13 protein-coding genes are annotated in these 14,365 nt (G+C 42.4%); 8 read left to right on the forward strand and 5 right to left on the reverse strand.

Going from position 1 to position 14,365, the window contains the following annotated elements; genetic code table 11:
- Positions 1-262 precede the first annotated feature (262 nt).
- The gene (locus CDZ78_RS08335) at positions 263-1,042 is read left to right on the forward strand and encodes a M48 family metallopeptidase (protein ID WP_087869606.1); all 780 of its coding nucleotides are present in this window, start codon (positions 263-265) and stop codon (positions 1,040-1,042) included.
- Positions 1,043-1,121: 79 nt separating this feature from the next.
- Here the strand turns inward: CDZ78_RS08335 and CDZ78_RS08340 are convergent, their stop codons facing one another.
- Positions 1,122-1,784: a precorrin-8X methylmutase gene (locus CDZ78_RS08340; protein ID WP_087869607.1), complete on the reverse strand. Its 663-nt coding sequence runs from the start codon at positions 1,782-1,784 to the stop codon at positions 1,122-1,124.
- A gap of 52 nt (positions 1,785-1,836) precedes the next feature.
- Positions 1,837-2,100, reverse strand: coding sequence for a hypothetical protein (locus CDZ78_RS23015; RefSeq protein WP_147636100.1), 264 nt, complete (start codon positions 2,098-2,100; stop codon positions 1,837-1,839).
- 815 nt (positions 2,101-2,915) lie between these two features.
- On the opposite strand from CDZ78_RS23015, the gene CDZ78_RS08350 reads away from it, so the two are divergent.
- Positions 2,916-3,737, forward strand: coding sequence for a glycosyltransferase family 2 protein (locus tag CDZ78_RS08350; RefSeq protein WP_087869609.1), 822 nt, complete (start codon positions 2,916-2,918; stop codon positions 3,735-3,737).
- Positions 3,738-4,584: 847 nt separating this feature from the next.
- Here the strand turns inward: CDZ78_RS08350 and CDZ78_RS08355 are convergent.
- Positions 4,585-5,247: an SPOR domain-containing protein gene (locus CDZ78_RS08355; protein WP_087869610.1), complete on the reverse strand. Its 663-nt coding sequence runs from the start codon at positions 5,245-5,247 to the stop codon at positions 4,585-4,587.
- Positions 5,247-7,007 carry an arginine--tRNA ligase gene (argS, locus tag CDZ78_RS08360; protein ID WP_087869611.1) on the reverse strand — a complete coding sequence of 587 codons (1,761 nt, stop codon included), beginning with the start codon at positions 7,005-7,007 and terminating at the stop codon, positions 5,247-5,249. The genes CDZ78_RS08355 and argS overlap by 1 nt, the downstream gene beginning before the upstream one ends.
- 307 nt (positions 7,008-7,314) lie before the next feature.
- Here argS and CDZ78_RS08365 point away from each other — a divergent pair, with 307 nt between their 5' ends.
- The 6 genes from CDZ78_RS08365 (at position 7,315) to CDZ78_RS08390 (ending at position 14,029) form a co-directional block, all read left to right on the forward strand.
- Positions 7,315-8,322, forward strand: a complete 1,008-nt coding sequence (locus CDZ78_RS08365) for a hypothetical protein (protein WP_087869612.1) — start codon at positions 7,315-7,317, stop codon at positions 8,320-8,322.
- Between the two features lie 92 nt (positions 8,323-8,414).
- Entirely contained in the window at positions 8,415-9,443 is a 1,029-nt protein-coding gene (locus CDZ78_RS08370; RefSeq protein WP_230990983.1) for a putative solute-binding protein, read from the forward strand.
- 229 nt (positions 9,444-9,672) lie between these two features.
- Positions 9,673-9,957 (forward strand): hypothetical protein, encoded by a 285-nt coding sequence (locus tag CDZ78_RS08375; protein WP_140413938.1) that lies wholly within the window; start codon positions 9,673-9,675, stop codon positions 9,955-9,957.
- 303 nt (positions 9,958-10,260) lie between these two features.
- Positions 10,261-10,779 carry a hypothetical protein gene (locus CDZ78_RS08380; protein ID WP_087869614.1) on the forward strand — a complete coding sequence of 173 codons (519 nt, stop codon included), beginning with the start codon at positions 10,261-10,263 and terminating at the stop codon, positions 10,777-10,779.
- An 87-nt stretch (positions 10,780-10,866) separates the two neighbouring features.
- Positions 10,867-11,883 carry a putative solute-binding protein gene (locus CDZ78_RS08385; protein WP_244559197.1) on the forward strand — a complete coding sequence of 339 codons (1,017 nt, stop codon included), beginning with the start codon at positions 10,867-10,869 and terminating at the stop codon, positions 11,881-11,883.
- Between the two features lie 97 nt (positions 11,884-11,980).
- Positions 11,981-14,029, forward strand: coding sequence for a TRAP transporter large permease subunit (locus CDZ78_RS08390; protein WP_087869615.1), 2,049 nt, complete (start codon positions 11,981-11,983; stop codon positions 14,027-14,029).
- A gap of 51 nt (positions 14,030-14,080) precedes the next feature.
- Here CDZ78_RS08390 and CDZ78_RS21830 read toward each other — a convergent pair.
- A partial coding sequence (locus tag CDZ78_RS21830; protein ID WP_167374222.1) for a putative transposase occupies positions 14,081-14,365 on the reverse strand: 285 nt, incomplete at its 5' end.

Below are 14,365 nucleotides of genomic sequence, written 5' to 3' on the forward strand. Positions count from 1 at the left end.
GCTGTGAAAGTATTCAACATAATTCCCCGCCTTAGTTAAGGAGGGGCTAGGGGAGGTTTGTTATATAAAATCCCCCTCAATCCCACTTTTTCAAGGGGGAAGGTAAAAAATAGAATACTTTCACGGTTTCTAAGGTCCGCTTTACATGCACCAGTTTTCTTTATGGAGCCCTATTTTTCATAGCAGACTATAGCATAATTCAGTATTAAGCCACTCAATCTCAGGTATACTCTGGAAAAATTTAATATGTAACGGAAAGATCATGCTAACAAAAGTACTACCCCTGCTACTAATTCCTGCTCTACTATCTAGCTGTGGGACCTCCCCTACCGGAAGAAGCCAGTTATTGATGATGTCTGATAGTGAAATGGAGCAAATGGGCGAGCAGTCCTTTGTTACGCTAAAAAAGGATATGCCTATTGAGCAGGATGCAAAAATCAATGCTTATGTGCGCTGTGTAGCGACAGCAATTACAAATGAAGTCGGTGGTGACTGGGAAGTGGTGGTCTTTAAAGAGCCCTCAGCGAATGCCTTTGCGTTGCCTGGGCGCAAAATTGGCGTACACACTGGGCTTTTGACCGTTGCGCAAAATCAGGACCAACTGGCGGCAGTGTTAGGGCATGAAGTGGCTCACGTTTTAGCTAATCATGGTAATGAGCGTGTTTCGCAAAAAACAGCGGTGAGTCAAGGGCTCTCTATCACTCAGGCGGTACTAAACCCACAATCTGAATTAGGACAGACAGGAATGGGCTTATTAGGGATAGGTGCGGAATATGGCATTATCATGCCATTTAGTAGAGCGCATGAGTCTGAAGCGGATATTTACGGTCTGGATTTAATGGCAAAAGCTGGCTTTAACCCACAAGAAAGCGTGACACTATGGGTAAATATGGGTAAAGCAGGTGGAGAGACACCCCCTGAGTTTATGTCTACTCACCCCGCGCATGAAACCCGTATTACTGATTTACAAAAACAGATGCCAAAAGCATTAAAGTTGCGTCAAGAGGCGCAAGCTAAAGGCAAAAATCCAAAGTGTAAATAACAACGGAACCTGTGTAGGAGGGGCTTTAGCCGCGAATAGATTGCGCTTATTTAATCGCGGCTAAAGACCGCTCCTACCGTTATTTATTAGCTTGCTCAGCGAGTGCTAATAATGCGTGAATAGCTGCCACAACAAGTGTTGATCCACCTTTGCGCCCCTGAGTAACAATCCAGGGAATATCATTTAATAATGCAGTTTCTGCTTTGGATTCAGCGGCAGAGACAAAACCTACTGGCATACCGACAATTAATGCAGGGCGCAGGTTTTCTTCTTTGATCATGCGGATGACTTCCAGTAATGCAGTCGGTGCATTACCAACGGCAACAATACTGTTTTCCAGCAAGCCCAAGCGCTGAGCTTTGCGCATTGCCTGTACTGCACGGGTGCTATTCTCTGCTTTTGCCTGAGTAATCACATCAGCATCTGAAATAAAGTGGTGCGTGTTTACACCAAAATGACTTAGTCGAGGTTTAGATAATCCTACACAAATCATTTCTACATCAGCAACGATATTCGCGCCTTGGCTGATAGCATTTAAACCTGCAGATACTGCATCGGGGTGAAACTTGCAGAGACCATTAAACTCAAAATCAGCGGTGGCATGAATCATTCTACGCACGATATTCCATTCTGATGCTGAATAATTATGCGCCCCGACTTCCTGATCGACAATGGCAAAGGAGTCATGCTCAATTTTTTGACCCGCCTGAGTCATTTGTTCTGTAACGGTATTCTGCTGCATGTTATTTCCGGGAATTTGTATGTGCAACTATCATAGCAAATTAATGGAAAAATTAACTGACTAAAAATGGCTCCAAAACAGCACTGGCCTGTTCGCACGAAATTTGGGTTTGTTTATTTTTGAGTATGTAATCGGCAAAATGCTGGATGCACCGCCAGTTATTAGACTCATCAATAAAACGAAAGGCTTTAGTATAGAGTTCGTTAATTTTTAACTCACGTTCAGTTGGACTAGGAATAAAGTATTCTAAATAACGATAGGCTTGTTCTATATCTGAATGGCCACCGTAATTTTTTAAGGCAATTATATTGACCAAATGTAAGTTAAATATTTCATCATCACGTAACGCGACATATTTAGCCTCTGCTAAGGGGCCAATAAGCAGGTTAATAACATCCGCTTCATAGGCTTTTTGTAAGCTTTTTTGCTCGGCACTGGAGCCTAAATAATTATTTTCTATTTCAGCAACAGGTAAGTTATCTATTAACCTGCCACCAATGACTTGTGCAAAAAAGGGCGAGTGTTTGCGCTGGTCTTTGTTAATGATGATTTGAAAAAAAACCGGGGGTAATTTTTGCTGGTGGTTGCGTAAGGATATGGCAACAACATGACCTGCTTCATGAAACGCAATATGCTTTAATAGCTCTTTAGAAGAGGTCGGCGTATTTGGGAGGAAGGGAGTGATTGGTTCGTTTCATTCTCGGGAATCCCTGAAGAAAAAAAATGCGGCCATTACAGCCGCATGAGAGGAAGGAGATAGCTCTGATATTCCAGAGAGGAACGCATTCAAGAGTTAGGCGTAGTTTATGGGAATGAAGGGGTATTGAAAATGTGTCATTTTGACGCGCGACAATTTGTCGCCACTGTTGGCATAATAACTGCTTCGTATAACTATTGGCTTAATGTAAATGTAGCTAAAAAGCCATTTTTCAGGCTATTCCTTATTAGTAAACAGGTTAAATCACTTGTGTTGTAAGGTATTTAACTTACTTGATTTGATACTGTACAAAATGCTGTTTTTTAAGAAATTGTGTACCAGGTATTTTCTAAGGCACTACTTGCGCTAAAATAGCTTTCCCATTGTTGTTTTTTACTTGCACTCAGAAAAAATCATCGTCTTTTCCTCCCGGTATGAAAATCTCCCTTATTATCCCAAGTTATAATCGTGGCACGCTACTTAGACGCGCACTAGTTTCGGTGCTAGAACAAAGCAGACCTCCAGATGAAATCATTGTTGTTGATGATGGCTCTACTGATAATACCGCACAGGTGCTCAAACAGGAGTTTCCGCAGGTCAAGGTGATCGTACAAATAAACCAGGGAGTCAGTGCAGCTAGAAATACAGGGATACGGCAGGCGAAAGGCAACTGGATTGCTTTTCTGGATTCCGATGATACCTGGCTAGCAGAAAAACTAGCCATTCAAGTCAGAGCATTGCAACAGAGCCCTGACACAAAAGTTTGCCACACCGAGGAAATATGGATTAGAAATGGGACTAGAGTCAATGCCATGAATAAGCATAAAAAAACAGGCGGCTGGATCTTTAAACAATGTCTGCCTTTATGTGCAATGTCACCTTCATCTATTATGATTCATTGCTCGGTATTTGATGATGTAGGTCTGTTTGATGAAAGTCTCCCGGCCTGTGAAGACTACGACCTGTGGTTACGTATTAGTGCAAAATATCCTGTTCTGTTTATAGAGCAGCCCTTAATAAACAAATACGGTGGGCATGAGGATCAACTATCGCAAAAATATTGGGGTATGGATAGATTCAGAATACAGGCGCTGGAAAAAATTATTGCTCAGTCTGATATAAGCGAGGAAAATAAACAAAATGCGACCCAAATGTTGCTAAAAAAAGCGCGTATCTTTAGAAATGGCGCCTTAAAGCGAGACAAAACTGAATCAGCACAACACTACCAGCAATTACTTGATAAATACCAATCTTGATGTCGCAAGAGCGGACTTCAGTCCGCTAATAAGGAACGCAATAAACTATACCTAGATTATTGCAATAATGATGTATTTCCTACAATACAAGCAGGAGCAAAAAATCTGTAGTTTTATATTCCACTATGCTCGGGAGTGAGTTGCGGACTGAAGAGACTGTGAAAGTACCTGCTTTTAGCCTCCCCCTTGATAAGGGGGGATCGTATAAAAACATGCGTCATTGATATTGCATGATTAGTTTTAATATATCCAGCCTCCGCTGCCAGCCATGGAGAGCGAACGCGAGGGCTGGTAGTCCCCAGAAGAACGCGACCACTTATGCCTCCGGCGGCCCCGATTCGTCCTCGTCACCTCGTCCCGACCCAACAAGGGGTCGGAACATAGGCTCCAAATGACTTGACGCCGTGTCGGATGGCCTTTTATTTTGTCTCCACCTTCGCTAACGCTCAGACTCCGACAAAACAACGACCCTACGGCTATCGCGGACTAAAAATCATCACTTCGCTTAGGCTACCTTTCCCTGATTTTCAGCGAAGGAACGCAATAAACTATACCTAGATTATTGCAATAATGATGTATTTCCTACAATACAAGCAGGAGCAAAAAATCTGTAGTTTTTATATTCCACTATGCTCGGGAGTGAGTTGCGGACTGAAGAGACTGTGAAAGTACCTGCTTTTAGCCTCCCCCTTGATAAGGGGGGATCGTATAAAAAACATGCGTCATTGATATTGCATGATTAGTTTTAATATATCCAGCCCCCCTAACTCCTCCTTAACTAAGGAGGGGGGTGTTGAATACTTTCTCAATCCCAATCCCATTCCACGGGCCGGCCCCGGTAGTGGTATTACTTCTTTACTTCAATAACCAGGGCGTCCATTTTATTGGATTTAAGTCGGGACTGAATTGCGTCAACCGATACCAGCCGGTTATAAGGCCCCATTTTTACTCTATGCCAGGTTACGGAACCAATAACGGCTTTTTCAATCTTGGGAGAAAAGCCCATCATGATTAATTTTGCTTTTAAGCTATCCGCATCTTTATAATTACGGAAAGCACCCGCCTGTACTGAATATTGAACACCTGTTTTAGCTTTACCTACTCGTTCTTCCCGTTTCCGTGTTTTGACCTCATGATCAGGAATAACAAATTCTGCTTCTGGCAGAATAGTATAAAAGTCGTATTGAATTTCTTGCTTAGGCTTTATTTTTTTAGGCGCAACGGCTTTCTTAGCTGCTTTTTTAGGGGTTAATTTCGTTATTTGTCGAGTTGCTGGTTTAGTGACGGTTGCTTGTTGGTCCGGTTTTGTTAAAGATAAACTATACAAAAAATAAACAAATAAACCGACAATTCCAAGCACTACGCTCCAGCGACCCAAAGAGATTTTTTCCTGATTACTCTTAGGTTTTGCTCTCTTTCTAATTGCAGGTTTGCGCTTGTTTACTCTGGCGGGTGGCCGCTTAGGGCTTTGACCTGATCTGCTAGTTCGGTGTTTATAATCGTGTGCCATTACATTGCTTCCGGCGTATTAATCCTTAGCAAGTTTAACCCGTTTGCCAAAACCTGCTTTACAGAATAAATTAAATTCAGTCGTGCATTACGTAACGGGACATCATCGACAATAAATTGATGCGCATTATAATAAGTATGAAATTCAGCTGCTAATTCACGTAAATAGTTAATTAACAAATGTGGTTCATATTGTACTGCTGCGCGTTCCAATACTTCAGGGTAGCGGGTCAAACTGCTGACTAAGGCTATTTCCTGTTCTTCAGTCAGTTTGTCCAGGTTCTCTGCTCCTGCCTGAATATCGCGCTGCAAGCCTTTTTCTGCTAATTTTTTTAGTACGCTACAAACTCGTGCATGTGCATATTGCACATAGAATACTGGATTTTCATTTGTTTTAGAGGTCGCTAATTTTAAATCAAAATCCATATGTTGCTCGGATTTGCGCATGACATAAAAAAAGCGCGCTGCATCCAGCCCTACTTCATTGCGTAACTGGCGTAATGTGACGAATGATCCTGAGCGTGTAGACATTTGTACCTGCTCGCCGCCGCGATAGAGCACGGCAAATTGTACTAATAATACTTTTAGTTTGTCCGTATCTGCACCAAGAGCTTGCATGGCTGCTTTTACGCGAGGAATATAGCCATGATGATCGGCACCCCAGATATTGATTATTTGATCAAATCCCCGGTCCAGCTTATTCATATGATAGGCAATATCCGAAGCGAAATAGGTACTTTGACCATTTTCACGAATGACTACGCGATCTTTTTCATCGCCTAGCTGGCTGGAAGCAAACCAGGTGGCGCCTTCTTTTTCGTATAAATGCCCTGCTTCACGTAAGCGAGTTAAAGCCTGATCAATAGACCCATCATCCATCAATTGTCTTTCAGAAAACCATTGCTGGTAGTCAACGCCGAACTCACTTAAATCCATGCGGATATCGGCTAGTATTTCATTTAACCCCGCCTGGAAAACATCATGATATTGTTTAGTGCCTAGTAACGTTTTTGCCCGTGCAATCAGGGCATCAATATGTTTGTCCTTATCGCCACCCTGTGGTTCATCAGCAGGAATCTCTTCAAAAACCAGGGCAACTGGGTGACGATATTCATTGTTTGATTCCCGGTGTATATTAGCCGCTATCTCACGGATATAGTCGCCACGATAGCCATTGCTTGGGAAAGTCAGTACTTCGCCACATTCTTCCAGATAACGTAACCAGACACTTGCTGCCAGAATATCCATTTGTCGGCCAGCATCATTGACATAATATTCCCGCTCAACCTCAAAGCCGGCGGCTGTTAAAAGATCAGCGACTGCAGAGCCATATGCTGCACCACGTCCATGACCTACATGCAATGGCCCGGTTGGGTTAGCAGAAACAAACTCCACTTGAACTTTTTTGCCGGCACCTATCTGACTTAGGCCAAACTTGTTACCTAGATCATGAATGGTACTAATAATCTGGTACTGTGCTTTAGGGTCGATAAAAAAGTTAATAAACCCGGGACCTGCAAGTTCTACTTTAGTCACTGCTTCATCTGCAGGTAAGATTGCAATAATTTTTTCAGCTAACTGGCGCGGGTTCATTTTTGCCTGTTTGCACAGTATCATTGCCAGGTTAGTTGCAAAATCACCATGCTGCTGATCGCGCGCACGTTCAATATTGATTTGTGGCTTGAGTTCACGCTCTAAAATACCGTCTGTTTTCAGGGTTTCAACAGCGTGTAATAAGAGGGATTCTAACTTTTGTTTCATGCGCTTACGGAATTAAACTGACTTTACAAAACTCTCCATTATCCCTGAAAACATGAATTGGCGAAAGTAAAACAGCTCAATTAACTTTAAGATGGCATCAAATAGGAGCTTAAAACTAAAGTAGCCCGTATGAAGCTCAGCGTAATACGGGGGGATCGCATAAATTTTCCGTATTTTAGGTAAACTTCATACGAACTACCTAGCTGCTTTAGATGGGAAGTCATGATTCAACTGATTTATTTAATTTTATAAGTTAGAATGCATTCAATGACGTATAAGAAATGCATATAACTTACTGGGTAACGCTTTGAAAAGAAAAAATATTTTACTCTTCTTGCTTATTTTGTCCTTTTTTCTGAACGGTTGTACAGCGGTTTATAAAGGTACCGGGAATGTTATGCTGGGCTATGCCAAGGATGAGGGCGTGCCTTATATGCTAGCGAGCGATGATGTCGCTCTGGGCTGTTCAATGGCTGAAGCTTTTACGCCCTTTCTTTTAAGTTTTTCCAGAGTAACGAGTCCTCCCGACCAGCTTGCCATTCTTTTTTACCTGGTTGCAGGTAGCTGTACTGAATTCAGGGCTCAGGAGCAGGAGTTACGTTACCTACGAGCCATATATGCAAAAAACTCTATTGAAGCTCAGGATGCTCGAATTGCACAGCAAAGGCTGCTTGGCCTAGCTGCTCGTCGTCAATTAACCGGATATTATGCTCTTGTCTCGGCAATGTCTGAACCTGGTGGTGAATGCCCCGTTTTTGCATCCGACAATGATGAATTTTACTGGATGCTCGGCCTTTTAGATGGAATACAGGCCATTATAAATGACATAGCTTCTGGTGGCAGTGCTGAGGTGCCTATGGATATTGCGGCAAAAGTTGGTCGTGGGGCTGTTTGTCTTGATAATGAAGAGTGGTGGGGAGTACCGGCAGCTATTCAAGCTGCAATTTGGATAGCGATTCCAGGTAATGAGCCTGTTGATAAAGTTCCTAGACAAGTATTACAGCAATCGATGAAAATTGGTGAAGAGCAAGGAATGCATATCGCCCATGTATTGGCAGCACACGTTTATCTGGGGCAAGGGGACACTGAAGAGGTAAAACAAATTATTCGACGTTATGCCAAATTAAGCAAACCCGCCGCTGAAAATCAGGAGTATGAAGTTCTTAATCGAGTTTCCAGTTTGCAAATACAGGCAATTTCCGACAGTCTCTGGACTGAAGCAATGGGTAAACGGACGCCATTAGGCAAAGTAGGAACTTTTTGGGATGATAGCAGCAAGGCTGTTGATACAATTGATATTGATGAACTGCTTTAAATTACAAACGAATAGACGTAAGGTGAGCAAAGCCATAGGGGCTGGCATGATTTTAAAATACGTGCGTTTGGGTTAGCAAAAACGGAGGAATATTGAAAATTTATAGCAATGGTTTTTTCCGGCTATTACTGGCCATTATATTAATAATGCATTGCGTAGTCGTTTCTGCTGCATCAAAAAGTCTTTGTGTCTTTGATTTACTCGGTGCAAATGGCCCGATCTATGCGCAGATGAAGGATTATAAAATTGCCGCTATAAACTGGGGAGTTGATTTACAGCTTAAGCCTTATATCAGTGAGGTAAAAGCCGCAATGGATTTTAAGGCAGGGCTTTGTGATGCGGTAAGTTTTACCGGGATTCAAAGTCGTCAGTTTAATTCATTTACTGGTAGCCTGGATGCAATGGGTGCTCTACCTTCCTATGCCCATTTAAAAACTGTTATTAGTACTATCAGTGCTCCACAGGCAGCTCCATTAATGATTAATGATCCCTATGAAGTTGCTGGGGTCATTCCTATTGGCGCGGCTTATTTGTTTGTTAATGATCGAGCCCTGCTCAGTAAGTATGCGGAAATGGAGGGCAGGCACAGTAATATACGTATCGCGGTTATGGATAATGACCCGGCACAACAAGAACTGGTCAGTTTGCTTGGGACTCCCTCTATGAGTGCTACGATTGCAGAAATGTATCTCAAATTTAATTCGGGTCTGGTGGATGTTAGTTATGGACCTGCCGTTGTTTATCAGGCGATGGAGTTGTACAAAGGTTTGCAGGAAAAGGGAGGAGTTATTCGCTTTCCTGTGGCACAACTCAGCTTGCAAATTATCATTCGTAAAGCTGAATTTCCGGCAGAATTTGGCCAGAAGTCACGTGAATACGCATTCAGCCCGTTTGATAAAGCAGTGTTACTCGCACAAAACTATGAACAGAGAATTGCCCCAAAGTGGTGGTTGAATGTTTCTGAGGCTAACCAGAGCCGCTATCATGATATATATAGAAAAACTCGGATTTCATTACGTGATAAAGGGGTTTATAACGCTAAAATGCTGCGAGTTATGCGTCTGGTACGCTGTAAAAAGAATCCTCAATTATCTGAGTGTACAGCTATAGATAAAGAATGAATAGCGTCCCGAGTACTGACCAAATGATTAATGTGGGCTACTCTACTCTACTGCTAAGGAGTTGATGAAAATGCAGACTCAGCGCAAGATATATCACCGGCTGGCATGGTTTATACTACCTCTGGCTTTGTTATATGTGACCTCAATTTTGATCGTCAACAACTAGGGCAAACTGTTAGTCGGATTTATTGAAGATCACGCTGTTCCCTATGTCTTAAAGACTGATGATGTGGCAATGGGCTGCGTGATGGCGGAAGCATTAACTCTATTAGTCCCTAGCCTCTCTCAAATTAATGCTTCACCCTATAAGCTAGCGGTCATATTAGACTTTTTATCTGGCAGTTGTGCTGAATTCAAGGCACGGGAAGAAGAGCTTCGGTATCTGCGTGCAATACATGCCAAAAACGTCGCTGAGGCGCAGGATGCCAGAATACAGCAAAAGAGATATCTCAATCTGGCTGCGCAGAGACAACTCAAAGGCTATCTTAATCTTGAATCTGAAGTTTCCCAATAATTATTTATGGTAAAATTGAAACTATGCTAATATAAGCTAGCGGTCATATTAGACTTTTTATCTGGCAGTTGTGCTGAATTCAAGGCACGGGAAGAAGAGCTTCGGTATCTGCGTGCAATACATGCCAAAAACGTCGCTGAGGCGCAGGATGCCAGAATACAGCAAAAGAGATATCTCAATCTGGCTGCGCAGAGACAACTCAAAGGCTATCTTAATCTTGAATTAGCCTACCCTGAATTACCGGGTAATAAGTGCCCGCAGTTTGCAAACTGGAATGATGAGTTTTATTGGCTAGTTGGTTTGATGGATGGTTTGCAAGCGGTACTCAATGATCTTGCTTCCGAAGGGAGTGCCAACGTTCCATTAGATATAAGCCTTAAAGTCGGCAGAGGTGCTAGCTGCCTGGATAATGCTCAATGGTGGGGTGTTCCTGATGCGATTCAGGCGGCTATTTGGGTGAGCTTTCCTGCTAACAAACCAGAGACTATTGAACCGTTACTAGTGCTGGATAAGGCAATGCAAACAGGTTTGCAGCAAGGTATGCGTCTTGCTCAGGTGGTTGCGGCAAAAATTTATATTGGCCTGGGTGATGCTGAACGCATTAAAGCAATCATTCGCGATAATGTGAATACCAGAAGCAGTATGCCTGCCAACCCCCGTTTTTTATTTCTGGATAAAGTGGTCACTATTCAGCTCCAGGCTGTCTCTGACTACATGTGGACTGAGGCAACTGGAAAGCGAACACCTATAGCAGGACTGGGTACTTTCTGGGATGATCCAGATACTAAAACTGACACTGTTGATATAATTGATATACTTTGATTTTCCATGTAATCCGTGTTCAACTGCTTTTAAACCTACAAAATTTAACGGCTTTTGTTACAAAATAATAAAAAAGAGGAAGTCACTTTGAGTTTATATAAAAATTTTAAGCCCAGGGCATTCATTACTCTCGTGTTAATGATTACCAGTATTGCTACTGCCCAGGCGGTACCTAAAAAAATGTGTGTGTTTGACTTGTTAGGTGCGAACGGCCCCTTTTTTGCTCAAATGAAGGATTATAAAACAGTGGCATTAGCCTGGGGAGTTGAACTAGAGCTAAAACCTTATACCAGTGAGCGAGTAGCAGCCGAAGATTTTAAAGCAGGGTTATGTGATGCAGTAAGTTTTACCGGTATTCGTGCACGCCAGTTTAACTCCTTTACTGGTACTCTGGATGCCATTGGTGCAATGCCAAGCTATGATCATTTAAAGTCCGTTATCACCACTATCAGTGGCAAGAAAGCCGCAAAACTCATGTTTAGTGGCCCTTATGAAGTTGTCGCCATATATCCGGCAGGTGCTGGGTATATGTTCGTTAATGATCGTAGCATTGATACAGTCGGTGAATTAGCTGGCAAACGTATTGCAATTTTAGATTCCGATCCCGCGCAAGTGGAAATGGTCAATTTTATTGGAGGCTCTCCTGTCAGTGCTTCAATAGCCACTATGTATAGTAAGTTTAATAATGGTTCTGTAGATGTTACCTATGGCCCCGCTATCGTTTATGAAGCGATGGAATTGTATAAAGGACTTGAACCCAATGGGGGCATTATTAAATTTTCACTAGTGCAATTGACTATACAGATATTGATACGTAAAACTGATTTTCCTGAGGGATATGGGCAAAAATCTCGAGAATTTGCCTTAAGTCAATTTGATCTGGGGGTGGAACAGATTAAAAAATACGAAAATACCATTCCAGCGAAAATGTGGATTTCTGTTCCTGAGGTAGACGTAACAGGATATCTTGAAGTATTCAGACAATCACGAATCAGGTTGCGGGATAAAGGTATTTATAACGGTAAAATGTTAAAACTTATGCGGATGTTACGTTGCAAAAAAGACCCTCAGCAGCCTGAGTGTACTGCAGCGGATAAAGAGTAGCGGGAGGGTTAAAGAGCTTTCCTGCTTGCTACCCTAGAGTACTTTGTTGATTGTGGTGGCCGAATAGTTTAATCCATGAGATGGGTAGATCGTGACTATGCTAAAAATCTTTAAGCTCCGTAGCTACCGGGAATGGCTCTCAACCTTGCCGGTTTTTATTCTATTGATAGTGGTTATTATTGCGGGTAATAGTGAACTTATTCATGCTCGGCTACTTAATATTGGTGAATTATTATGGCAGGATTATTTTATACTTAGAGCCGATATTCCCACCCCGGATTGTAACCCTAATCCTGATCTTGAAACTGAACTAACAAAGCTGGAAGCTGAAGCAGGTGGATTAGGGGAATTAGAAGATCTTTTTGAAACTGATGATTTTGATCGTCAAGCAGCCCTTATCTCATTACAAAAATCTAGCCTGCTCTGTCAGGAAAAACACAACTTAGCAGAACAAAACCAGGCCAGAATTACTCCGGGTATCATTCTTTTTCGTACTCTGGAAACCGGTGTCGCCGGAATTAGTTTATTCGCATTTGAACAGCAGCGTTTATTTTTGATATTGATGATTTTTATCTGTACTGCGACTTGTACCTATAAACAGAATCATATCGCCTTTAAGCCGATCATTACACCACAGGACCACCTTATTTCTACGGGGGCTCAATTACTGGGTAATATGACCTTGTTATTTTCTGCCTGGTTTTATAGAAACAGCATTTATCAATCCTCTACGACAGTTGATCACCCCGAAATTTTCCTGCTATTGATACTAGGTTTTGCCCTATTAACTGCAATTAGTCTGTTGCAATTAATTAAACCACCGGATTTTCATAAGGCCAGCACAAGTATTCTGCATACCATGCTGTCTATTCCCCTCTATATTTATATGGGATTCTTTGTGGCTATTTATTTTTTCCTGATTGAAGGGCATTGGGCAGGGCCAGTCATCTTTTTTAGTTTGCTATTTGATCAGGCGGGCCTGTTCCTCAATATTGGTCTGTATATCTGGGTGGGTATGTTGTTAAAGCGGACTCAACTGGGAGACCTGGTTTTTAAGGCTTTTATACCCTGGCGCATGTCACCTGAGTTACTGGCTGTCGTTGCCATTATTGTTATGGCTGTACCTACTGCTTATACAGGGGCTTCAGGTATTATTATCATCGCTATGGGGGCTATTGTTTATGAGGAGTTACGCCATGCAGGAGCGCGCAGGCAACTGGCTTTAGCTGCAACGGCTATGACGGGGAGTGCCGGAGTTGTGCTACGCCCCTGTCTATTAGTGGTTTTGATTGCCGCACTAAATAAAGAAGTGGTTACCGACCAGCTTTTTAACTGGGGCCTGAAAACCTTTTTGACGACAACTTGCGTTTTCTTTATTTTCGCATTGCTTACTAAACGTGAAAAGTTACACGTAGCCCCGATAAAAGAAGCCTTTAAACCTTTTTTACATGCACTTTCCCCTTTATTGCCTTATGCCCTGATTGTTTTATCTATCTACCTGGGCTATTACTATTTGCTAGACGTGAAAATGGATGAGTTTTCTGCCCCGGTTATTCTGCCGGTGATGATTCTTGGGCTGATTATTTATGAAAAGTTGTTTGTACGCATGGTACTGGTTGCATCCCCGGAAAAGGATGCACATAAATTTGAATATACCATAAGAAAAGCAACCTCTGAATCGACTGTTCATATCGGTGCATTACTCTTATTGATGGGACTCTCTTTTGCGCTAGGGGGTGTTATTGAGCGTTCGGGCTTATTAGGCAATATGCCGGATAGTTTTGCTTCTATCTGGATGACTCTGGCCTTTTTAATCGTTGTACTGGTAGCTATCGGCATGATTATGGACCCTTTTGGCGCCGTCGTGCTGGTATCGGGTACAGTCGCTCAGATTGCTTATAATAATGGAATAAACCCAGTGCATTTCTGGATGATTACTCTGGTATCTTTCGAGCTCGGCTACCTTACTCCGCCTGTTGCCCTTAATCATTTACTAACCCGACAGATGGTCGGCCATGAAGAAATAGTAAAAGCTGCACTGGAAGGTGATAGTTTCTGGTATCGACATGAAAAAATTCTACTGCCATTAGCTACGATGGGTACAACTTTATTGCTAGTGGCTATTGTTCCAGTATTGTTTGCTTAGGAGTCTGGGGTTAATAGCAGATGAAACTCAGAGCACCTGATCTCGGGGAATTTACTTTGATCCCAGTTTAAAGATCATCCTTAAATTAGTTCGCGGAAACTTTGTTTCTGTGCTATTGAGTTCATCGCATAATTTTTGTATCGCGACATCATAACTTCGATTGGCCAAATGATGTAATTTCACCGTTAATGTGCCTTGCTCATGATCTGGAATCAGGTCTGCCTCACTACTATAAATTGCCCGTAACAGACTACGAACTTCATCAGGACGCGAGAGCGTTTCTCGCAACAAATTGGCCATTGCCGTTTCAGCTCGATAGGCAATCATTTTGATCGT

Origin of the sequence: Bathymodiolus platifrons methanotrophic gill symbiont (genome assembly GCF_002189065.1) — a bacterium.
Classification (GTDB): domain Bacteria; phylum Pseudomonadota; class Gammaproteobacteria; order Methylococcales; family Methylomonadaceae; genus Methyloprofundus.

What these genes read in the sequence shown, in the direction of transcription:
- CDZ78_RS08335 (WP_087869606.1), top strand. Translation starts at nt 263, where the DNA reads ATGCTAACAAAAGTACTACCCCTGCTACTAATTCCTGCTCTACTATCT.
- CDZ78_RS08340 (WP_087869607.1), bottom strand. Translation starts at nt 1,784, where the DNA reads ATGCAGCAGAATACCGTTACAGAACAAATGACTCAGGCGGGTCAAAAA.
- CDZ78_RS08390 (WP_087869615.1), top strand. Translation starts at nt 11,981, where the DNA reads ATGCTAAAAATCTTTAAGCTCCGTAGCTACCGGGAATGGCTCTCAACC.
- CDZ78_RS08355 (WP_087869610.1), bottom strand. Translation starts at nt 5,247, where the DNA reads ATGGCACACGATTATAAACACCGAACTAGCAGATCAGGTCAAAGCCCT.
- CDZ78_RS08350 (WP_087869609.1), top strand. Translation starts at nt 2,916, where the DNA reads ATGAAAATCTCCCTTATTATCCCAAGTTATAATCGTGGCACGCTACTT.
- CDZ78_RS08380 (WP_087869614.1), top strand. Translation starts at nt 10,261, where the DNA reads ATGGATGGTTTGCAAGCGGTACTCAATGATCTTGCTTCCGAAGGGAGT.
- argS (WP_087869611.1), bottom strand. Translation starts at nt 7,007, where the DNA reads ATGAAACAAAAGTTAGAATCCCTCTTATTACACGCTGTTGAAACCCTG.